Below are 21,251 nucleotides of genomic sequence, written 5' to 3'. Positions count from 1 at the left end.
CCAGCGCCCGGAGCCTCGGCCCCGATGGCCGGAGTCTCAGGATTCCAGCAGCCGCTGACCCACGTACTCACCCTTCGCGGCGCCGCCCGGCACGGCGAAGAGGCCGCTCGCCTCGTGCCGGAGGAACGGCGAGAGCGCGTCGCCCCGGTCGAGCTTGCGCTGCACCGGGACGAAGCCCCGGAACGGATCCGCCTGCCAGCAGATGAACAGCAGCCCGGCGTCCGGGGTGCCGTCCGCCGAGATGCCGTCGTGGTACGAGAAGGGGCGCCGCAGCATGGCGGCGCCACCGTTCTTCTCGGGCGAGGAGATCCGGGCGTGGGCGTTGTCCGGGATCACGAGCCTGCCGTCGGGACCGGCCTTGCCGAGGTCCATCGGGGTGGTCTCGGTGCCGCCGCTGAGCGGGGCCCCGTCCGACTTGCGCCGCCCTATGACCCGCTCCTGCCGGTCCACCGGAAGCTTCTCCCAGTCGTCCAGCAGCATCCTGATGCGCCGCACGACGGCGTAGGAGCCACCGGCCAGCCAGTCCTGCGAGGCATCCGGAGGCCCCGAGGCCCCCGCAGCATCCGCAGCATCCGCAGCGGACGGTACGAAGATCCGGGTGTCGAAGTCGTCGTCGGTCCGCTTCGGATTGCCGGTGCCGTCGATCTGGCCCATCAGATTGCGCGCGGTCATCGGACGCCCGGTGGCACCGGGAGTGCGGTTGAAGCCGTTCATCTGCCAGCGCACCCCGGCCGCCCCCACGGCCTCCTTCTGGATGGCGCGCAGGGCGTGGAAGGCGACCAGCGCGTCGTCGGCGCCGATCTGCACCCACAGATCGCCGTTGGAGCGCCTGGCGTCGAGCTGGTCCGCGGAGAACGGGGGCAGCGGGTCGAGCCCGGCGGGCCGGCGGCCGGTCAGACCGGTGCGGTCGAAGAAGGTGCGGCCGAAGCCGAAGGTGACGGTCAGTGAGGAGGGCCCGGCGTCGAGGGCGATGCCGGTGTCATGGCCGGGCCCGTCCGTGCCGCCGGCCGTGGACGGGCGCCCCGCCATGAGCTCCCGCGCCACGGCCGACCAGCGGCGCATCAGCGCGGCGGCCTCCTTGCGGCCCGCGCCCGGTGCCAGGTCGAAGGCGATCAGATGACCCCGGGCCTGAAGCGGAGTGGTGATCCCCGGTTGATGTTTCCCGTGAAACATCGCCTCGGTGGCCCCGATGGCGGTCAGCGCGGCCGGCTCGTCGGGGCGGGACGCGGCGTACCCGGCCGCGCCCCCCGCGGCGCCGAGCACCAGGCCGGCGGCCCCGGCGGCCCCCGCACTGCCGAGCAGCCGCCGCCGCGAGACGCCGACGGCATCCGTGCCGGTACGGCCCTGCGAGCCGGCACTCGCGCCGGCCGCTGTTCCCGCTCCGGCACCCGTTCCCGCGCCCGCAGTCGTTCGTGCGGAGCCCGAGGTGTCCTTCGTACCCCTCGCGTTCCCCGCGCCCTTCACACTCTTCGTGCTCTTGCTCACCGTGCTCAGCCGATCTTTGCGTTCTTGTCGATGGTGGCCTGGTCGATGTCCGACGTACGCACCGTCACAGCGATCTTCCAGTCGCCCGCGATCGGGATCCGGACACCGCTCGCCGTCCAGTGCCCCTCGGCGAGCCGGTCGGGGACGACCGGCAGCGGGCCGATGTCCTTGGACTCCAGGGTGAGGGCGAGCTTCACCTCGGGAACGTCCATCGGCTTCCCGTCGCTGCCGTCGACCCAGATGTGCAGTTCGTTGGAGCCGGTGCCACCGGGGTCGAGGTCGATCCGGACGGTCCCCTTGCCGTTCTGGCCGCCGGTGTCGAAGGGCATGCTCAGGTTGACGGGGCCGGAGGCGCCCTGACCGGTCGCCGCCGTGGTGCCGCGGGCGGCCTCCTCCTCGGTGCGTGCCGGTTCGGTGGACGTCAGGACCGTCGCCACGGCGAGCAGCACCACAGCGACGGCCGCCTCGGCCAGCACCGAGCGGCGCAGCCCGGAACGCTCGGGGTCGGCGTCGCGGATCCGCTTCTTCTTCGTGGCGGTCAGGACGGCCCGCTGCCGGGCGAGCTGCGCGGCGCGCTCGGGTGCGACCTCCGGCGCGGGCTCCTGACCGCTCTTCGCCTCCCCGCGGTCCGCCCCGTCGTCGGGACCCTCGACTTCTTCGGGGCTCTTTGCCGCCCCGTCGGTCCGTCCCTCCTCCGAGGTCTCCGTCCCGGGCTGTGCCCCGTCCGTCAGCCGGCCCGTCCACCGACGGGAGATCCAGGCCAGGCCGATGAGCACGGCGAGCAGTCCCACCTTGATGATCAGCAGCTGTCCGTACCGGGTGCCGGTCAGCGCCGACCAGGAGCCGACCTGGCGCCAGGACTGGTAGATGCCGGTCGCGGTGAGGACGAGCACGCTGCCGAACGCGATCCGGGAGAAGCGCCGGACCGCCGCGCTGCCGATGCCTGGTGTCCGGTACAGGGCGACGAGCAGCGCGGCGAGCCCGCCGAGCCAGGCGGCGACGGCCAGCAGGTGCAGGACGTCCATCGGCATGGCGAGGCCCGCCTGGATACCGGTCGACGCGTGCTCGGAGAGCGCCCATGTACCGGCGATGCCCGCGGCGATGACCGCGCCCCCGATGGCGAGTCCGAAGGTGAGGTCCTTCTTCTCCTTCTCGTCCTCGCGCTTCGCGTACGCCCCGAACAGGACGGCGATGAACAGGGCGCCTGCGCCGAGCAGGAGCAGCCGGGCGACGAGTGCGGCGCCGGGTTTGGTGTCGAGGACGGCCTGCAGGCCGTTGAGGTCGAAGGCGTCGGCGAGCTTTCCGCTGCCGGTGTATGGGCTGCGGAGCAGCAGCATGAGCAGGGTGGCGGCGGTGAGGGTGAGCCAGCCCCGGACGACGAGGCGTTGCAGCGGGCGGGCGGCGGCGCCGCGCTGCCAGCAGGCGAGGACGAACGTGGCTCCGCCGACGAGCAGGATGAATCCGGCGTACGCCGCGTAGCGCGCGATGCTGTAGAGGGTGCCGACGAGACCGCCGCCCGCGCTGGTGGAGGGCAGCGCGACCGTGGTCTCGGACGGGGCGCCGATGGAGAAGGTGAAGGCGCCGGAGACGGGGTGGCTGTCGGCGGACACGGCCTGCCAGGCCACGGTGTAGGTGCCGTCGGGCAGACCGGAGTGGAGTTTGACGCCGTACCGCACGGTGCCGGGGCTGTTCATGTCGCGCGGAGCACCGTCGTCGACACGTTTGCCGGTGGGGTCGAGGACGCGGATCGAGTCGTCGCCCATGGCGATCGATTCGGAGAAGGTGAGCGTGATCTCCCCGGGGGCCGTGTCCACCACCGCCCCGTCCTGCGGGTTGCTCCCGGTGAGGGCCGCGTGCGCGGAAGCGGGGCTCGCGCCGGCCAGCACCAGACCGAACAGCAGGCTGATCAGTGTGGTGAGGAGCGCGGCCGCGGCGAGCGGCCGTCGTATCGGGGATGGCCCGGAGCGCGGGGCGGTGGCGGTCATGGGTGTCAGTCCCTCACTGCTTCTTCGGGTTGTGGGTGGTCTCCTTCACGGGAAGGTCGACCTTGATGGGGTCGGCCTTCTCGAAGTGCAGCTCCACGGAGACCTTGTCGCCCTGCTCGGGTTTCTGCTTGAGCTTCATGAACATGATGTGGTTGCCACCGCGTTCGAGATCGAGCTCGCCGCCGGCGGGCACTTCGAAGGACGTGACCTCGCGCATCTTCTGGTTCTTCGTCTCGTGGATCGTGACGTCGTCCGAGAGCGGGCTGGTCACCGAGGTGAGCCGGTCGGCCGTGTCGCCGCTGTTCTGCACGACGAGGAAGGCGGCGGCCATGTCGCTGACGGGCTGCGGCATGAACCCTCCGACGACCTTCAGCTCGGGTTCGCTGTCCGTGGAGCACCCCGCCAGCGTCAGCCCGGTGGTGAGGGCCAGAACGGCGGCGAGGGTCGTGCGGCGGTTCACGGGGTCTCCCCCTTGAGGATCTTGGGGAGGTCCTTGGCGTAGTCCTCGGACGTGGTGTCCTCGCCGTAGAGCAGGTAACCCTGGTCGGTCTTCGGGGAGAAGGCGATGACCTGGGCGCCGTGCATCGAGACGACGGTGCCGTCCTTCTCCTTCTTCGGCGCGTCGATGCCGATGCCGATCTGCCGTGCTCCCGCCTGGATGGCCGGGAAGTCGCCGGTGAGCCCGGTGAAGGACGGGTCCTGCGCCGCGAGCCACTTGCCGAGGGAGGACGGGGTGTCCCGCTCGGGGTCGGTGGTGATGAAGACGACCTGGAGCTTGTCCTGGTCGGCCTTGGGCAGTGCCCGCTTGGCGAGCGAGATGTTGCTCATGGTCAGCGGGCAGACGTCGGGGCACTTGGTGTAGCCGAAGTAGATGAGTGTCGGCTTGCCCTTGGTCTCCTCGCGGAGGTCGTACTTCTTGCCCCCGGTGTCGGTGAGTACGAGGTTCGGCTTGGTGAACGGCTGGTCGAGCACGGTCGCGGCCTGGGTCTTGGCCTCGGCGCTGACATCGGCGACGGGCTTCTTCGCCGAGTCGTCGCTGCTGCCGCAGGCGGACAGGGTCAGTGCGGCCGCGGCGGCGAACGCCACGGCCGGCACCATCTTCTTGTTGCGCATGGAGAGTTGTTTCCTGAGTGTGGTGCGGGTGGTGGAACCGGCGGGTCAGGCGGTACGGCGACGGCCTGCGAGGACGCCGAAGGCGACTCCCGCGATACCGATGACGATGCCGATGATGCCCAGGGTGCGGGCGGTGTTGTCGCTGGCGGACTCGGCCGCCGCGGTCTCCTCGGAGGACGCGGCCTTGTCGTCCTTCTTGTGCTCGTCGGCTCCCTTGCCGGCCGCGGCACCGCCGTGGGCATCGGACGCCGCCGCGGTCAGCTTGAGGACGGGGGCCGGGCTCTCGGGCTCGGCCGCGCCCTCCTTGGGCTCCTCGATCCAGCGGACGACTTCCTTGTTGTCGTACGTCTGGAGGGCCTTGAAGACGAGCTGGTCGGTGTCCTCGGGGAGCTGGCCGACCGAGAGCGGGAACTGCTGGAAGTAGCCGGGCTCGATCTTGCCGCCGTCCGCGGTCCAGGTCACCTTGGAGACGGCCTCGTTGATCTTCTTGCCGTGGACGTCGAGCGGCTTGTCCAGCTTGGTCTTGTCGACCTTGATCTTCCAGCCGGGCACGGCCTGCGGGGTGACCGAGGAGAGCGGGTGGTCGGCCGGGAAGCTCACTTCGACCTTGACCGTGGAGGCGTTGTCGCGCTCGTTGGGCACCTTGAAGTTGATGGTGGCGTAACCGCCCTTGGCGGCCTCGCCCTGCGGCTGTACGCCGACGTGCGCGGCGGCCGGACCGGCGAGCAGCAGGACGGTGGACGCGGCGACGCCGCCCGCGATGGCGATGCGTGAAACGTTCATGGCAGGGATCACTCCACAGGAGAACGAGGAAAGGTGTTCCGGCGCGCGGGTGCGCGACGGCATCACGACACCCCGGCCGCGCGGAAGGCGGTGAGACGGAGAAGGTGTCGCGTCAGGCTGCGAGTGCGTACGCGGCGGGAGGCCCGCGCCTGGTCACCAGGTGCTGCAGGTGTTCCCCCGGGGCGGGCGCCGGGGCGTCGTCGGCCGTACGGGGAGTGAGCGGCCCGGTCGTGCGCTGTCCGGGCAGACCCGCGCTCAGGGCGCGTACGAGAGCCAGGGCGGCGCGCAGGGAGCGCAGCCGGGCGCCGGCGGCGAGCTGCTGGGCGCCGTGCGCCGAGAGCCGGGCGAGCCGGAAGAGGGCGGCCTCGCCCCGCCGCAGCAGCCAGCCGGTGGCGAGCGCGGCCAGCAGGTGGCCGAGGAACATGGGCAGGCTGGGCAGCAGGTCCATCACCGGCGCGTACAGTCCGCCGCCGGGGACGGGGCCGGGTGCGGTGGCGTCCGCTCCGGCCGATGCGAGGTGGTCGTGACCCGGGGCGACGGTCGCCGGGTCGATGCCCGCGGTGGTGACGATGCGATGGGCCTCGGCGGCGTTCAGCTGGGACGGCCCCATGCCGCACACGAGTCCGGCGGCGAACCGGACGAGGCTGCCCTCACCGCTCGTGCCCGTGTTCATGGTGCCGGCCGTCGTGTGGCCGCCGATTCCGAAGAGGGTGTGCAGGGCGATCTGGCCGCCGGCCAGCGCACCCGCGATCGAGGGCAGCGACCGTTCGCGCCCGGCGAGCAGCGCGGCGGCCGCGAGGATTCCGAGGAAGCCCGCGAGCACGGTCCAGACCGGCACCGCGGCACCGGCCGCGAACGTATGCCCCGCCGCGGACAGCACGACGCAGACCGCGGCGAACACCGCGGCCCTCATGAGCCGCAGACCGGCTCCGGCACGTGCGACAGGCGTGGACATGGCCGGGACATCATCGCACTGCGCCCCATGCCCGCGTACGGCAGGTCCGGAAGATCTACTTCCGTCCGCAAGGGCGGCTGTTGCACCTGTTCGCGGAGGCTGCCGAGGGGACCGGAACGGCGGCGGCGGGCCGGACATACACCCCTGAGCGGAATATTCGCATCCGCCGAATGAGGGCTCTCACAGTCGTTCTGTGCTTACAGGGCGCCCTGTGCGGCAATACGTATCGGTATGTCGAGCCGCAGCCAGGAGGCTGGAGCATGAGCATCTGGTGGTCACTCCATTTGCGGCGCGAAGCTGCGAGCGTTCCGCTCGCCCGTCGTTTTCTGCTCGGAACCATGGAAACGGCCGGGGTGGATCCGGACATCTCCTACGACCTGTCGGTCGCGCTCAGCGAAGCCTGTGCGAACGCCGTCGAGCATGGCGGCGGCCGGGAGGATTCCGGGTACGGGCAGCCCCGTACGGACTCCGGGCAGTACCGCGTCACGGCGTATCTGGACGGCGAGAAGTGCCGTATCGAAGTCGCCGACTCGGGGCCGGGCTTTCCCGCCCGGCGCGTGCTTCGCCCTGCCGCACAACCCCTGCCCACCGCCGAGAGCGGCCGGGGCCTGGGTCTCATCGAGCAGCTCGCCGACCACGTCCACTTCGGCAACCGGCCGGGGCGGGGCGCGGTGGTGAGCTTCGACAAGGTCCTCAAATGGCGGGAGGGCGCGCTGCTCATGGTGTCCTGAGCGGCGCGCCCTCCGTCGCCGGACGGGTGGGGCGGGGGTCAGCTCTTCAGCCGGGCCATCCATGCCTCGATCTCGTCGGCCCGGCGCGGCAGCTTGTCGGAGAGGTTCCGGTTGCCGTCCTCGGTGACGAGGATGTCGTCCTCGATCCGGACGCCGATGCCGCGGTACTCCTCGGGCACCGTCAGGTCGTCGGCCTGGAAGTAGAGTCCGGGCTCCACCGTCAGGCAGACGCCCGGCTCCAGGGTGCCGTTGACGTACGACTCGGTGCGCGCGGCGGCGCAGTCGTGGACGTCCATGCCGAGCATGTGGCCGGTGCCGTGCAGGGTCCACCGGCGCTGGAGACCCAGCTCCAGGACCTTGTCCACGGACAGGTCGCCCAGCAGGCCCCACTCGACGAGCTTCTCGGTGAGTACGCGCTGTGCGGCGTCGTGGAAGTCGCGGAAGCCGGCGCCGGGCCTGACGGCCGCGATTCCCGCCTCCTGGGCCTCGTACACGGCGTCGTAGATCTTGCGCTGGAGCGGCGTGAACGTGCCGTTGATCGGCAGCGTCCGCGTCACATCGGCGGTGTAGAGGTCATGGGTCTCCACACCGGCGTCCAGGAGCAGCAGCTCACCGGCGCGGACGGCGCCGTCGTTGCGGACCCAGTGCAGCGTGGTGGCGTGCGGGCCCGCCGCGCAGATCGAGCCGTAGCCGATGTCGTTGCCCTCGATGCGGGCACGCAGGAAGAAGGTGCCCTCGATGTAGCGCTCGCTGGTCGCCTCGGCCCTGTCGAGGATCCGGACGACGTCCTCGAAGCCGCGTGCCGTGGCGTCGCAGGCCTTCTGGAGCTCGGAGATCTCGAAGTCGTCCTTCACGAGGCGGGCCTCGGAGAGGTAGACGCGCAGTTCCTCGTCGCGTTCCGCGGTGACCTTGTCGGTCAGGGCGGCCTCGATGCCCGCGTCGTGCCCGCGGACGTTGCGGACAGGGCCGGTGGCCTCGGTCAGCGCGGCGGCCACCTCACGGACGTCCTTGGCCGGGATGCCCAGCAGCTGTTCGGCCTCGGCGAGGGAGTGGCGGCGGCCCACCCACAGCTCGCCCTGGCCGTCGAGCCAGAACTCGCCGTTCTCACGGTTGGAGCGCGGCAGGAGGTAGACCGTCGCGTCGTGCCCGGTCCCGTCCTTCGGCTCCAGGACGAGCACGCCGTCGTGCGTCCGGTCGCCGGTGAGGTACGCGTACTCGGTGGAGGCGCGGAAGGCGTACTCGGTGTCGTTGGAGCGGGTCCTGAGGTTGCCCGCGGGAATGACCAGGCGCTCGCCGGGGAAGCGCGCGGAGAGCGCGGCGCGGCGGGCGGCGGTGTGCCCGGCCTGGGCGATCGGCTCCAGGCCGTGCAGCTCGGTGTCGGCCCAGCCCGACTTCATGCTGTCGGCGAGCTCGTCGGAGACGCCCGGGTACAGGCCGTTCTTCCGCTGCTTGATCGGCTCTGCTTCTTCGGTCTCCGGCTCCGGGTTCTCCGGGGTGAGCTCATCGGACACGATTTGTCTCTCCTTGATACGACACTGGACCATCTCCATCGTACGGGTGTGCGTAAGGGGGCCCAGGGGCGAATGACCTGTTACATGCCCGGCGACGGGCGCGGCACAGGGAAGTACGCGGGCGCGGAGAACACGGACGCGGGCATGGGGCGCAGGCTTGGGCGCGGACAGGGGCGGACCGTCCGTGCGTACGCGGCGGTGGGCGTGCGTCAGTCGAAGCGCGCGGCCAGCACCACCACGTCCTCGGTGCTGTCGTTCAGGTCGAGGCTGTCGGGCAGCATGGTCCGCAGGACGTGGTCGGCGACGGCGCCGGGATCGTCGCGGTCGGCCATGGGCACTCCGGCCGCCGCGGAGTGCAGCCGTGCGAAGGCCCGGTCCATCGCGTCGCCGGTGCGGCGCAGCAGCCCGTCCGTGTAGAACAGCACGGTCTCGCCGGGGCCGGGCGTGAATTCCACGCTCGGCGCCTCCCAGCAGGCGAGCATGCCCAGGGGCGCGGACAGCGTGGTCTCCACGAACTCGGTGCGGCGGTCGCCGATGACCAGCGGCGGCGCGTGTCCGGCTCCGGCCAGCACGATCCTGCGGGCGGCGGGCTCGCAGTAGGCGAAGAGCGCGGTCGCGGTCCTGGCCGGCTCGGTCAGCCGGAGCAGCAGTTCGAGATCGGAGAGTACGGCGACGGGGTCCTCGCCCTCCATCACGGCGTACGCCCGCAGACTGGCCCGGAGCCGGCCCATGGCGGCCATGGCGCCCGGTCCCGATCCACCGGCCGACCCGACGGCGAGGCCGAGAGCGCTGTCCGGCAGCGGCAGCGCGTCGTACCAGTCGCCGCCGCCCCTGACGGCGGTCCGGCGGCGGGCGGCCAGCCGGACACCGGGGATCCGGGGCAGCCGGCTGGGCAGCAGTTCCTCGGCGACGGTCGCCACCGCCGCTCTGGCCCGTTCCAGTTCGAGCAGCCGGGCCAGGTGCTCGGTGGCGTACCGGGCGTACAGGCCGACGAGGTGGCGCTGGCGCTCCAGGGGTTCGGCGGGCTCGTCGTACAGCCAGACGGCCGCGCCGAGGCGTCCGGCAGCCTCGGTGGCGAGCGGCAGTGCGTAGCTGGCGGCGTAGCCGAGCCGGGCGGCGACCTCGCGCAGGCGGGGGTCGAGGCTCTTGTCGCCGAGCAGGTCGGGGTGGGTCAGCGGGCCCTGGGCGTCCGGGAGCCCGTCGAGGATCCGGCCGTAGGAGGTGGCGCCGCGCGGCACGGTCTCGATGTGCCCGAGTTCGGCGTGGGCGAGTCCGAGGCCGACGGTGGTGGAGGGTACGGAGCCGTCCGGGGGTTCCAGCACGAGGAGTCCGCGGCGGGCGCCGACCAGAGCGGCTCCGGCGCACAGCAGCTCGTGGAGGGCGTCGTCGAGCGTGTTCGTTCCGGCCAGGCGCTCGGTGAGTTCGTGGAGCGTGGTGAGGTCCGAGACCCAGCTCGCCAGCCGGTCCTGGATGAAGGCTCCGGGAGCGGCCGGTACTTCTGCCAGAGGTGCGGCAGTGTGCGTTGAAACCGGAACTGTGGGGTCGATTCCAGCCACTTTCGGCGGGTGGAGGGAGCTCATGGCAGCCAGCTTTCCGGCCGGTGCGATTCGTCGAATAGCATCGCAAACCCCCATGTCATTCTGCGCCGCTATCAATGCATCCACATGTACACGCACAAGTAAGCTGATGTCCAGCATTGCCCCCGGAGGATTCGTGGTGTCCGGGGCCTTCTTAACTTGGCCAAAAAATGCACCCTATGGCAGCAAATTGCGGTCGACTGGTCGTGCTCGACAGGGGGTGCCCTCGGGGTGAAGTGCCGGAGGGAGCGTCATTCCGGGCGTGCTGGGTACCTAATCGGTGATGAGCAGGGGCAGTTGTGATCAGCCCCGGAACCTGGCAGCGGGCCTGGACGTCCTTATCCGTGACGGTTACACCTCCGCCCCCGAGTGGCGGGGTTTGCACCAGGGACGGCAAGCGCGGGGCGTGTGCCACCCTCGCCATGATGTGGCCGGCCACCGGCTGACCCCCCGATCCGGCGCCGTCCGTTCGGCTCCGCCGGGTCGGTTCGACTCTGCTCAGTTCGACTCTGCCCGGCTCCACTCAGATCGGCTCCACTCCGCTCGGCTCGGCTCACGCTCGGTATCGAGGGCTTGCCCGTACCGCAGAACTGATGAGTGTGTACGCACAGCGAAGAGACGCACACGTGGTGTGACCCGCACGTGGTGTGATGTGGACCTCGGCGTTCAACGGAAAGGAACGAGCGCTCATGCGCGAGATCCTCGGAAGGCGACGCAGGCTCCGGCTCCGGCGCAAGGGGGGCCCCGCTCAGCTCGACGCGGCGCTGACCTGCGCCACCGCCTGGCAGTGGCCCGTGCTCCCCGGGGCCGGTCTGGCGCCGGCCGGCCCGCGTGGTGACCGCGGCCGCGGCTGCGCCTGCCCCGACCCCGAGTGCGCCGTACCCGGCGCGCACCCCTTCGATCCCGGTCTCCTGGCGGCCACCACCGACGAACGCATGGTGCGCTGGTGGTGGGGCAACCGCCCCGCGGCCCCGCTCCTGCTGGCCACCGGCGGCCGTGCGCCCTGTGCGGTCAGCCTGCCCGCCGTGGCCGGAGCGAGAGCGCTGACCGCACTCGACCGGATGGGGATGCGCCTGGGCCCCGTGGTGGCGACGCCGACCCGGTGGTCGCTGCTGGTGGCCCCGTACACCCTGGAACGGCTCGGGGAGATGCTGCACGCCAAGGACTGGGTGCCCAGTTCGCTGCGGTTCCACGGCGAGGGCGGCTATCTCGTCCTGCCGCCGTCCGAGGCGGGTACGGGCCAGGTGCGCTGGGAGCGCCCGCCGGGCCCCGGCTCCGCGGCACCCTGGCTGCCGGACGTGGAGGCGGTCCTGGACGCCCTGGTCGAGGCGAGCAACAGCGCACCCGACGGTGGCAGCCGGCTCGCGTACTGACCGGGGCGGGACGTCGGCGCGGGCACCGGGCGGGACGCGGGTGCCCGGCTGGCCGAGGCGCGGGCGCCGGGTGCGAGGGCACCAGGTGGGAGGGCGCCCGCGGGCCGCGGGCGCCTGGCGGGTGCTGTCGTCGGCCGCGCTGACGGTCCGTGTGCCGGCGGAGATCCGGGCGGCTCGCTCGTACGGGTGTGGGCCGCCCGAGTTCTGCGGTAAACGGGTGCTCGGCGTACCGGTGTCATGTATTCCGCCGATATCTCGGCTCACCGTCAGAAATTCCCGTGCAATCGACAGGTGGGGGACCGCCGGGAATCTCCGCGTGATCGACCGCGATGGTTGTGGCGATCTCCGCCGGACGGCTTCCGCGGAGTGTTCGCGTCCGGTCGGCGGACGGCGCGGATCCGGTATCGGCGGATACGGAGACCGTTGCCGGAGAGGCAAAATCCGCTGAGGGCGGGCATTCTGACGATCCTTCCGGAAGAGCTTCCCGGCGAACCCTTCCCGTGCCCTTTCCGGCAGCCCTTCTTCACAGCCGTCGAAAAGGATTTCCGGACTCGGACCATTGTCTGAATTCCAACGGTCCGGGATCGCGGACGCCGCCGGTACGGCCCCGGGGCGCGGACGCGCGTCAGGCCGGTGCGCAGGACCCGGACGCCGGCCCCGCCGCCGCAACACCGCCGGTGGGGCGCCGCGTTCGGCCGTCCGTGCGCCGGGAACCACCCCGAGGTCCCGCCCGCGCCCTGGCCGGCGGTGCCGGGTACGGGACAGGAGTGCGGGGCGGGGTGCGCGGGGTGAGCTTTCCGGGGAGCGGGGCTCCGCCGCTGTCGCGTTCCGGGCCGAATCAGCCGTTCCGCGCATCGGACCGATGGAGAAGAGGAAGTGCCTCGATGGTTCCGGGCGGCCTCTCGTGGCCGGTAGGCCAGGGCCGTTCGGCCGGTCGCCGCACTACGGTGGGCGGAACATACCGTGTGCGCGTTGGTCGTACGCAGAACGCGTCCGGAAAATGAGGACGCCCGATCGCTGGCGACGGGGGATGCACCAGCGACCGGGCTTTTAGAACGGTAACAAGAGATCTGCCGTTCGCAAATTCGATCTCGCCTATTCGGACAGTGATTTACCTGCGGGTACGAGGAGTTGTGACGCGAGTCACCAAGCGGTCGCAGGTTTCGTCACTGTCAGCTGAGCGTCACTTGGCGGTTCGTGAGCCCGCCGCGCGCCCGCCGCTCCTCGGCGGTGAGCGGGGCGTCCGAGGCGAGTGCCGCGGCGAGCCGCTCCGCGAACTCGACCGCGGGCTTCTCGCACGCCTCGGCGCCCATCGAGGTCGGCAGGTCCCAGACGGGGACCATCAGCCCGTGCGCCCGGAACGAGCCGACCAGCCTGGTTCCTTCGCCGAGCGAGGAGGTGCCCGCGGCGTGCAGCCGGGCGAGGGCGTCGAGGAGCTGCTCCTCGGGGTGCGGCATGACCCAGCGCAGGTGGTTCTTCTCCGGGGTCTCGCACCAGTACGCGGCGTCCACACCGGAGAGCAGCGTGGTGGGGATCGCGGCGGCGTTGGCGCGCTCCAGGGACGCGGACACCTCGGGGGTGGCGTTCTCCGCGTCGGGCACCCAGAACTCGAAGCCGGAGTGGACGACCGGCGCGAACGCGGCGCCCGGGTCGAGGAGGTCCTGCAGCCGAGGTCCGTCCGCGGGCACGCGCCGGGCGGTGACCGGAGAACCGGGCTCGGTCTCCAGCGCCCGCAGCAGGGTGTCCGCCAGGTCCCGGCTGAGGTCGCCGGAGGAGGTGTCGTTCTGCAGGGCCAGCAGGACGGAGCCGTCGTCGCGGCGCAGGGCCGGCCAGGCCATCGGCAGGACGGTCGCGAGCGTCACGGACGGCACGCCCTCGGGCAGCCCGTCCTTCAGCGTCAGTGCGACGGTGGCGGCGGGCACCAGTTCGCGCAGGGACACCCAGTCGCACTCACCGGCCAGGCCCTCGAACGGACGGTGGACGAGCTCGGTCACGGCCTGGGCGGCGGCGCGTCCATGACACGCTTTGTAGCGGCGGCCGGAACCGCACGGGCAGGGCTCACGGGCCCCGACCACCGGGATCTCACCGTCCTTGAGCTGCTGCTTCCCGGCCTTGGTCTGAGGGCGCTTCTTGGCCATGGTGGGCATTCTCCCGTTTGCGACAGTGCGGTCTCGGCGCGAGCCTAGCCCGCCGCTGCCTCCCCGGGTCACACCCGCCTGTACGACTGCCGCCACCGGGCCCTGCCGGTGTGCGGCCCGGCCGGCTCTCACAGGGCGCCCCGCCGACGCCGCGCGCGTACGCCGGTCCCGGCCCACGCCCCCTCGGCCCGCGCCTTCGGCCCGTGTCGTCAGCTCGCGTCGTCGAAGGCTTCGGCGAACTCCAGTCCGTCGAAGCCGGCCAGCCCGCCCAGTCCGTTGAAGCGGTGCCGCCCGGCGGACACGAGGGCCCAGACGGTGACCTCGCCCGAGGAGTCGTCCCGCACGCCCCACTCCTGTGCGAGGGCGCTGATGATGTTGAGCCCGCGGCCGCCCCGTGCCGTCACCGAGGGGGTGGAGGGGATGGGCCGGGTCGGCCCGCCGCCGTCCGTCACCTCGACGGTCAGTCCGCCGGTTCTGTCCATGTGCCATGCGGCGCGGACATCGCCGTCACCGATCTCCGTCTGCCACCCCAGCGGCCTGCCGTGCCGGCAGGCGTTGCTGAGAAGTTCGGAGAGGATCAGAACCGCGTCGTCGACGACCGCGTCCGACACCCCGTTGCTGCGCAGCTGCTCACGCATACGGTGTCGCGCTTTGCCCACGCCGGCAGGGCCATGGGGAACGGCCATGCTCGACGACGTGGGCACTTCTTGTGCCACCACAAACGCCACCCCCGAGACCTCCTTTGCCCCACGCCACGGATTGGATGCCCCACCGGGCTGAACCGGAAACCGGTCAAAGCCCTCCCGGTGACGCACTCGTAACGATCGGGCACTCGCTGAGTGCGCCGGTGCACTCCCCGTAACTGATCTTAAAGACGACCCAGTTGCGACAGGACCTGTTTCGGGCGATTCGTAATGATTGCGGCTACGCCGAGGCGCGCGCAGAGCTCGACGTCCGCCGGTTCGTTCACCGTCCAGACGTGCACGCGGTGTCCCGCGCGGTGGAGCCGCTCGATGTAACCGGGGTGGCTGCGTACGATCCGCATCCCCGGTCCGGCGATCCGCGCCCCGGCGGGCAGCCGCCCGTCGCGCAGCCGCGGGGAGACGAACTGCATCAGATAGACGGTGGGCAGCGTGGGCGCGGCGGCCTGGACGCGGTGCAGCGAACGGGCGGAGAAGCTCATGATGCGTACCGGGGACGGGCCCTCGGCCGGTGCTTCGTCCAGGCCGAAGCGCTTGAGCAGGTGCAGGAGGCGTTCCTCCACCTGCCCGGCCCAGCGGGTGGGGTGCTTGGTCTCGATGGCCAGTTGCAGCGGCCGCCCGGCCGCCCGCGTCTCGGTCACCAGCTCCAGAAGCCGTTCCAGGGTGAGTACGGAGGTGAGCTCGCCCGGCACCGGATCCCAGTCGGGCGACTCCTCGCGGTCCTTCCAGGAACCGAAGTCGAGAGCGGCGAGATCGGCGAGCTCCAGGGCGGAGACGGCGCCGCGGCCGTTGGACGTACGGTTCACCCGGCGATCGTGCACACAGACGAGCTGGCCGTCCGCGGTGAGCCGGACATCGCACTCCAGGGCGTCGGCGCCGTCCTCGATCGCTTTGCGGTAGGCGGCAAGGGTGTGCTCGGGTGCGTCGTCGGAGGCTCCGCGGTGGGCGATGACCTGGATGGGCGTCTGCGGGGTGTGCTGCCGTGCGTGGGTCACCGCGTCATGGTGTCACCGTGACGCGTCGGGCGCGGGCACGTCGTCACGGAGGACTGTTTTGTCTGATGTAAGTATTGGTGTGCGGATGCACAGGTCCTGCTTACAGTGGCCCGACGTGCTGTGGGAAAAGCTGACCGCAGACACGTGCACAGCGGATCTCTTGCCGAATGCCGAGTGGAACCGAGGAGTAAAAGAGCTGTGAGCACCGAGAACGAGGGCAACGAGGGCAACGCGGTTCCGGCCGTACCGTCCGTTCCGTCCGCACCTCCAGTGCCGGCCGCCACTCCTGAGGGCACCCCTGACGGAGTCACGCCCGCGGCGCGGGCCGACGGGCCCGTCGCGGATCCCGGTGCGGAAACCACGTACCAGGACCAGGCGCCGGCGCAGCCGGTGCCGACCCGGCCGGAGTCGGCGCAGCCCCCGCCCCAGCCGCCCCACCACCAGCCGTACCCCGCGCCGCAGCCCCCGGCCGCCGCGGGTGCCTGGCCGCCCCCTCCCCCTCCGGCGGTCCCGTCGTACGCCGGTGGCGGGACAGGTGCCCCGGTGTGGGGTGCTCCGGTCGCTCCGTCGTCCGACGCGCCGCGCAAGCCCCGCGCGAACGGTCTGATCGCGGCCGTGGTCGTGGCGGCGCTCGTCGCGGGCGGCATCGGCGGAGCCCTCGGCTTCTGGGCGGCCGACCGCAACGGCGGCTCCTCCGGGTCGACCACGGTCGCCGCCTCCGACACCCCGAAGGACCTCAAGCGCGCGGACGGCACCGTGGCCGGAGTCGCCGCGAAGGCGCTGCCCAGCGTGGTCACCATCGATGCCCAGGGCGGCGACGGTGAGGGCGGTACGGGCACCGGCTTCGTGTACGACAAGGAGGGCCACATCCTCACCAACAACCACGTGGTCGCCTCCGCGGCGGACAGCGGCCAGCTGTCGGCGACGTTCTCCGACGGCAAGAAGTACGACGCCGAGGTCGTCGGCCGTGCGCAGGGCTACGACGTGGCCGTGCTGAAGCTGAAGAAGCCGCCGTCGGGTCTCGCGCCGCTGCCCCTGGGCAACTCGGAGAGTGTCGCGGTGGGCGATTCGACCATCGCGATCGGTGCGCCGTTCGGCCTGTCCAACACGGTGACGACGGGCATCATCAGCGCGAAGAACCGCCCGGTGGCCTCCGGCGACGGCTCCAGCAACAAGAACTCGTACATGAGCGCCCTGCAGACCGACGCCTCCATCAACCCCGGCAACTCCGGCGGCCCGTTGCTGGATGCGGGCGGCGCGGTCATCGGGATCAACTCGGCGATCCAGTCGACCAGCGGAGGCGGTGTCGGCCAGTCCCAGGCCGGCTCCATCGGCCTCGGCTTCGCCATCCCGATTAACCAGGCGAAGAACGTCGCCGAGCAGCTGATCAAGACCGGTCAGCCGGTCTACCCGGTGATCGGCGCGACGGTGACGATGGAGGAGAAGACCGGCGGCGCGGCCATCTCGGCCGCGGGCGCGGGCGGCACTCCGGCGGTCACCCCGGACGGTCCCGCCGCCAGGGCCGGCCTCAAGGCGGGCGACGTCATCACGAAGTTCAACGACACCGTGGTCGACAGCGGCCCGACCCTGATCGGCGAGATCTGGACCCGTAAGCCGGGTGACAAGGTCACGCTGACCTACAAGCGCGACGGCAGAACGGCAACGGCCGAAGTCACCCTGGGCGAGCGCAAGGGCGACAGCTGACCGGCTAGGCTGTCCCACGCGTCGAACCGCCCCTGAAGGGCTGGTCGAACCGTCGGGCCCCGGGGCCCGACGCGCCGATGACGCGGGGTGGGTTGCCCGAGCGGCCTAAGGGAACGGTCTTGAAAACCGTCGTCGCAGCGATGTGACCGTGGGTTCAAATCCCACACCCACCGCAGGCGAGAGGCCCCTGACCAGTACGTATGGTCGGGGGCCTTTGCCATGCCCGGTCCTGCCGGTCACCGCTCTTCCCTCTGGTTTCCCGCTCCATCGGGCACGGCAGGGGCACGCGGGGGGCACGGCTGGGGCACGGCTTTGGAGCTGCCGGGGTCAGCTCGTCAGCGGCTGATCGGGATCTCGTAGACGATCTCGCAGTGTGCTGCGGGCACGACGATGTCCGCCGTCTCTACGGGTCGGCCTTGGTCGCTGTAGTACGTCCGCCGGATGTGCGTCACGAGTGCGGCTTTCTGGATGCCGAGTAGCGATGCTTCCTTGGCGGTCGCGCGCCGCGGCTCGGGCTGTTCCACCGCGTGGCTGACGGTGACTCCGATCGCGGCCATGCGGTTCACGACCCCGGCCCCCGCGTGGGGCCCTCCCTCGGGGAGAACGACGAGGGTGCCGCCAGTGACGGCGTACGGCTCCCAACTCGTCGACAGCTGGACCGGCTTCCCGTCCGCAAGGAACTCGTACGTCGTACGCACGCACAGCTCGCCCTCGGCGACCCCGAGCCGCGACGCGATCTCCGCTGGGGCCGGCACCTTCGCGTCGGTCCGGCTCTCCCAGTCGCTCTGTCGGCGAAGGGCCTTCATGTCCTGGCGGAACGGGGATCCACTGGACTGCTCACGTGCCGACGACCGGACGACTCTCACGCGCTGCCGGGGCTCGGCGACGTACGTCCCCGATCCTGCCCGGCCTTCCAGCACTCCTTGGGAGATCAGCAACTCCTGTGCCCTGCGCACCACGTTCTCGCCCACGCCGCACTCCTGGCCGATCTGGGCGCGGGATGGGAGGCGGTCACCCGGTTCCCAGACGTGCTCCGCGATGCGCCGCCGGAGTTCGTCGGCGATGCGGAGGTACGGCGGTTGCTCAGACATATGGAAAATCTAGTCCACTAGCTCTAACCTAGTTAACTAGCTTTACTGAACGTGATCGCTGGCGACGGAGGGTGGACTGTGTCCGCTTCGGGAGTGACCGCGGCGGCTCTCGCCGCCCGCTTGTCTGCTGCTGGCCTCCGCCCGCGCGTGGAGGAGCACACCCGGTTCACGACGGTCGAGGCAGAGGTACCGGACACGCTCTCCGCCGATTCATGGCGGGAGGTCCTGGAGGCGGTGGCTGAGGCCGATCGATTCGGGCTCCTGGCCACCAGCTTGAACGGCCGCACCTTATGGGCGGTCGTACGCAAAACGGTCCCCACGACGGGCGATGTCGGGGGCCCGGGCTATCAGCGATAGGAGCTGAACAGCGTGCTCAACCGTATCCGCCGTGCCGCCTCGCTTGCCAGAGAGCGGTGCTTCCCCAAGGGTCGGCATCGTCGCCCCCTAACACCCTCCCGGCCGCTGGCCCCTCGCGCCTGCCTCGCACCCGCTGACGCTTCGACCGTCGCCCTGGGGCGGACTCCGGTCGGCACGGTCCATCGTTACTCGCTGAGGGGAGAGGACGTCGCGCTTGTCCGGCCGTACCTGCTGGCGTGGGAGGAGTGTGTACGGACGCGCACTGTGCTCGTTGCCCCGCACCTGCCGGCCGATGCCTGGTCGGCCCTCGCGGGGGCCCACTGATGCCTCCTCGCCGACAACCGCACCCGACGGGCACGACTTCCGTCCCCTACCGCTCGATCGCCTGCTGGATTGGCACGCACCACTCCTGCAACGAGCCGTCCCCGCCTGCGGCGACGGACGAGGTACCGGTGATCTACGAAGTGTGCATCTGCCCGTGCCACTCGACCCCAGACCCGTCCGTGCCCGTGAAGGTGATGGCATGAGGGCCCCAGCCCCCGGTGGTGCACTGGTTTCCACCGTCGAGGTCACTGCGGCCACCGTGCAGCGCGGCGACATCATCCAACTCGGCGGTCAGGCCTGCCGAGTGAGAGACCTCTTCCAGCTCCCCCACGGAGCCAAGCAACTGGTCTTCGAGTCGGGCGAACTGCTGGCCATACACGCCCGTACCCGGCTCATCGCCCTGCGACTGCTGAGAAGGCGGTGACCGGCTCCGTGTCCCGACGCCATCACGACATCGCCGACGACCTACGCCACCAGATCACGACGGGCAGTATCAAGCCCGGCGAACGTCTCCCGTCCGAAGCCGGCCTGGCCGCCCGTTACAGGGTCAGCACGGTGACCCTGCGACGCGCTCTCGCCGTGCTCCAGGGCGAAGGCCTCGTCGAGAAGATCCACGGAAAGGGCAACTACGTACGTCACCCCCGCCGCAAGATCATGTACGTCGGAGGCTGGGGCACGCTGGACCCCTGGACCGCCGCTGAGCCAACGTTGCGCATCACGGTTCGCAGCACCACGGTTCCGGCCTCCGTGCACCTGACCACGTTGCTGAAGGTGCCAACGGGCAGCCCTCTCGCTGAGTACACCTGCCTCAGCCTCGAACACGGGTCGCCGCACGGCCTGGCCCGCATCTACATCCCGCGCGACCTGGCCCCGGCCGGAGTCCTCGACGACGACTCCGTGTGCCGGGAGGCAGCCACGCGATTCGCCGTCCTCGGCCCGTCGCCGGCCACCATCCGAGAGACAGTCTGCGCCCGCTCCCCCACCCCAGACGAAGCGTCGGCCCTCCGGATCGGAAACAACATGGCCGTTCTCGCGATCACGCGCATCGCCACCGACGCCACCGGTCGCGTCGTTGAAGCCGCGCTTCTGGCCTTTCCAGGAGACCGAGTCGACGCCGTCTTCACCGCCCACCACGTGCTCAATGAGAGGCCAGCCCAAGGATGACAACACCGAACGAGCTTCGGCTCCTCCCGTGGTCGGGCCCGGGGGACAAGCCTTGCTACCTGAGCACTGACGACCCGGCCAGCTACATGTCCCGCCTTGCGGACGGCATCGAAGCCGCGCAACTCGGCACCGCAAGTGAACTGTTGGAAGAAGCCTCAGAAGCTCTCGACAACCAGGCCACGTCGCTCGACGAGATGCGGTGCCTGATCACAGAGCTGACCGAGGCTCTGAGGGACGTCTACCGCGTGGCAACGAGCCGCGGCCACCTCCGGGCAACGAGCGATCCGCGTGAGTCCGCCTATTGATCTACGATTCCGCCGACCAGCACAGCAAGAGAGGCCCATGGCTCTGACCAGCTCAGGCGCCATAGGCTTCTGGCTGTGTTGGCCGACATCCGTCGACCTTGGACGGCCTGAGGACTGCATCATCCCGAACCAACTTGGGATGACCGCAGTGCGTGGCTGCCGTATCTGCCACCTGCGTTGATGGTCCGCTGGCGTCCATGGTTGTTCGTGGTTGTGCCAACTGGTGCGCATCTGGTGTGAGCGAGCTGGACTGGACGTCCGCGATCGTCGGTGCCGCCTCGGTGCGGGCGAAAAGGGGGGCTCGCTGACCGGGCCGAATCCGGTCGATCGCGGCAAGAAGGGCAGCAAACTGCACGTGCTGTCTGAGGCCCAGGGCCTGCCGCTGGCCGTCGCGGTGTCCGGCGCGCACGTGCACGACAGCCAGGCGTTCAAGCCGTTGATTCTCGGCATTCCCGCCGTCCGCTCCCGGCGCGGACCACGTCGGAGGAAGCCGGTGAAGGTCCGCGCGGACAAGGCGTACTACTCCGCAGAGCACCTTCGCTGGCTCCGCAGCCGGAACCTCATCGCGCGGATCGCCCGTCCCGGTATCGAGGCCAACGAGCGGCTCGGCCGGCACCGCTGGAAGAGCGAGCGGTCGATCTCCTGGCTCTTCGGCTACCGCCGCCTCACCGTCCGGTACGAACGAAAAGGCAGCCACTTCCTTGCCTTCCTCGGCCTCGCCACAACCCTGACCTGCTACAAGAGACTCGCGAAGCTCACCACGTGGGACATCTTCTAAGTAATTTCCGGCGAGGCATGTGCTGGTGAGCTGCCGTTGGAGTCACAGTAATGGCCAACCAGGACACGGCACAGCTGTCGGGCCTCTGTCTACCCCGCCACATGAGAGGCCTTGGCTCCCGAGGGCGTGCGTGTGGGACAGACAGACATTAGGGCTGGCCTCCTCGGGCGCGGATGCCAGC

General features: G+C 70.7%; 20 protein-coding genes and 1 tRNA gene. 9 read left to right on the top strand and 12 right to left on the bottom strand.

What is annotated here, in order from left to right; translation table 11 throughout:
• Positions 1-36: 36 nt before the first annotated feature.
• The 6 genes from efeB to OHA98_RS00550 all read right to left on the bottom strand — a co-directional run bounded on the left by efeB (position 37) and on the right by OHA98_RS00550 (position 6,321).
• On the bottom strand, positions 37-1,302 hold the full coding sequence (efeB, locus tag OHA98_RS00575; protein WP_266927621.1) for an iron uptake transporter deferrochelatase/peroxidase subunit: 1,266 nt from the start codon (positions 1,300-1,302) through the stop codon (positions 37-39).
• Positions 1,303-1,490: 188 nt separating this feature from the next.
• On the bottom strand, positions 1,491-3,470 hold the full coding sequence (locus OHA98_RS00570) for a copper resistance CopC/CopD family protein (RefSeq protein WP_266922111.1): 1,980 nt from the start codon (positions 3,468-3,470) through the stop codon (positions 1,491-1,493).
• A gap of 13 nt (positions 3,471-3,483) precedes the next feature.
• Positions 3,484-3,930, bottom strand: a complete 447-nt coding sequence (locus OHA98_RS00565) for a copper chaperone PCu(A)C (RefSeq protein ID WP_266922110.1) — start codon at positions 3,928-3,930, stop codon at positions 3,484-3,486.
• A complete protein-coding gene (locus OHA98_RS00560) occupies positions 3,927-4,583 on the bottom strand; it encodes an SCO family protein (RefSeq protein ID WP_266922109.1) in 657 nt (218 codons plus the stop codon). The genes OHA98_RS00565 and OHA98_RS00560 overlap by 4 nt, the downstream gene beginning before the upstream one ends.
• A 45-nt stretch (positions 4,584-4,628) precedes the next feature.
• Complete coding sequence (locus OHA98_RS00555; RefSeq protein WP_266922108.1) at positions 4,629-5,366, bottom strand: YcnI family protein; 738 nt, start codon at positions 5,364-5,366, stop codon at positions 4,629-4,631.
• A gap of 112 nt (positions 5,367-5,478) precedes the next feature.
• Positions 5,479-6,321 carry a hypothetical protein gene (locus OHA98_RS00550; RefSeq protein WP_266922107.1) on the bottom strand — a complete coding sequence of 281 codons (843 nt, stop codon included), beginning with the start codon at positions 6,319-6,321 and terminating at the stop codon, positions 5,479-5,481.
• Positions 6,322-6,581: 260 nt separating this feature from the next.
• Between OHA98_RS00550 and OHA98_RS00545 the strand changes: the two genes are divergently transcribed.
• Positions 6,582-7,052 (top strand): ATP-binding protein, encoded by a 471-nt coding sequence (locus OHA98_RS00545; protein WP_266922106.1) that lies wholly within the window; start codon positions 6,582-6,584, stop codon positions 7,050-7,052.
• A gap of 38 nt (positions 7,053-7,090) precedes the next feature.
• Here the strand turns inward: OHA98_RS00545 and OHA98_RS00540 are convergent, their stop codons facing one another.
• Complete coding sequence (locus OHA98_RS00540) at positions 7,091-8,563, bottom strand: aminopeptidase P family protein (protein ID WP_266922105.1); 1,473 nt, start codon at positions 8,561-8,563, stop codon at positions 7,091-7,093.
• Positions 8,564-8,772: 209 nt separating this feature from the next.
• A complete protein-coding gene (locus OHA98_RS00535; protein ID WP_266922104.1) occupies positions 8,773-10,260 on the bottom strand; it encodes a PP2C family protein-serine/threonine phosphatase in 1,488 nt (495 codons plus the stop codon).
• Positions 10,261-10,829: 569 nt separating this feature from the next.
• Between OHA98_RS00535 and OHA98_RS00530 the strand changes: the two genes are divergently transcribed.
• The gene (locus OHA98_RS00530; protein ID WP_266922103.1) at positions 10,830-11,513 is read left to right on the top strand and encodes a bifunctional DNA primase/polymerase; all 684 of its coding nucleotides are present in this window, start codon (positions 10,830-10,832) and stop codon (positions 11,511-11,513) included.
• 1,172 nt (positions 11,514-12,685) lie between these two features.
• Here the strand turns inward: OHA98_RS00530 and OHA98_RS00525 are convergent.
• From OHA98_RS00525 to OHA98_RS00515, 3 genes are all read right to left on the bottom strand, one after another.
• Positions 12,686-13,651: a DUF5926 family protein gene (locus tag OHA98_RS00525; protein WP_266922102.1), complete on the bottom strand. Its 966-nt coding sequence runs from the start codon at positions 13,649-13,651 to the stop codon at positions 12,686-12,688.
• A gap of 209 nt (positions 13,652-13,860) precedes the next feature.
• The gene (locus OHA98_RS00520; protein WP_266922101.1) at positions 13,861-14,466 is read right to left on the bottom strand and encodes an ATP-binding protein; all 606 of its coding nucleotides are present in this window, start codon (positions 14,464-14,466) and stop codon (positions 13,861-13,863) included.
• A gap of 53 nt (positions 14,467-14,519) precedes the next feature.
• Positions 14,520-15,347 carry a glycerophosphodiester phosphodiesterase gene (locus OHA98_RS00515; RefSeq protein WP_266922100.1) on the bottom strand — a complete coding sequence of 276 codons (828 nt, stop codon included), beginning with the start codon at positions 15,345-15,347 and terminating at the stop codon, positions 14,520-14,522.
• A gap of 198 nt (positions 15,348-15,545) precedes the next feature.
• Here OHA98_RS00515 and OHA98_RS00510 point away from each other — a divergent pair, with 198 nt between their 5' ends.
• Entirely contained in the window at positions 15,546-17,051 is a 1,506-nt protein-coding gene (locus OHA98_RS00510) for a S1C family serine protease (protein WP_266922099.1), read from the top strand.
• Positions 17,052-17,137: 86 nt separating this feature from the next.
• Positions 17,138-17,224, top strand: a tRNA-Ser gene (locus tag OHA98_RS00505).
• Between the two features lie 162 nt (positions 17,225-17,386).
• Here the strand turns inward: OHA98_RS00505 and OHA98_RS00500 are convergent.
• A complete protein-coding gene (locus OHA98_RS00500; RefSeq protein WP_266922098.1) occupies positions 17,387-18,142 on the bottom strand; it encodes a GntR family transcriptional regulator in 756 nt (251 codons plus the stop codon).
• 78 nt (positions 18,143-18,220) lie between these two features.
• Between OHA98_RS00500 and OHA98_RS00495 the strand changes: the two genes are divergently transcribed.
• From OHA98_RS00495 to OHA98_RS00475, 5 genes are all read left to right on the top strand, one after another.
• Positions 18,221-18,499: a hypothetical protein gene (locus OHA98_RS00495; RefSeq protein ID WP_266927619.1), complete on the top strand. Its 279-nt coding sequence runs from the start codon at positions 18,221-18,223 to the stop codon at positions 18,497-18,499.
• A gap of 523 nt (positions 18,500-19,022) precedes the next feature.
• On the top strand, positions 19,023-19,247 hold the full coding sequence (locus tag OHA98_RS00490; RefSeq protein WP_266922097.1) for a hypothetical protein: 225 nt from the start codon (positions 19,023-19,025) through the stop codon (positions 19,245-19,247).
• The gene (locus OHA98_RS00485; protein WP_266922096.1) at positions 19,244-19,987 is read left to right on the top strand and encodes a GntR family transcriptional regulator; all 744 of its coding nucleotides are present in this window, start codon (positions 19,244-19,246) and stop codon (positions 19,985-19,987) included. The genes OHA98_RS00490 and OHA98_RS00485 overlap by 4 nt, the downstream gene beginning before the upstream one ends.
• Positions 19,984-20,292 (top strand): hypothetical protein, encoded by a 309-nt coding sequence (locus OHA98_RS00480; protein WP_266922095.1) that lies wholly within the window; start codon positions 19,984-19,986, stop codon positions 20,290-20,292. The genes OHA98_RS00485 and OHA98_RS00480 overlap by 4 nt, the downstream gene beginning before the upstream one ends.
• Before the next feature lie 223 nt (positions 20,293-20,515).
• On the top strand, positions 20,516-21,070 hold the full coding sequence (locus tag OHA98_RS00475) for an IS5 family transposase (protein WP_266922094.1): 555 nt from the start codon (positions 20,516-20,518) through the stop codon (positions 21,068-21,070).
• Positions 21,071-21,251: the final 181 nt, after the last annotated feature.

Source organism: Streptomyces sp. NBC_00654 (genome assembly GCF_026341775.1).
Lineage (GTDB): Bacteria > Actinomycetota > Actinomycetes > Streptomycetales > Streptomycetaceae > Streptomyces.
The sequence above is the reverse complement of the archived record's forward strand: the minus strand, read 5'-3'. Positions and strand labels throughout refer to the sequence as shown.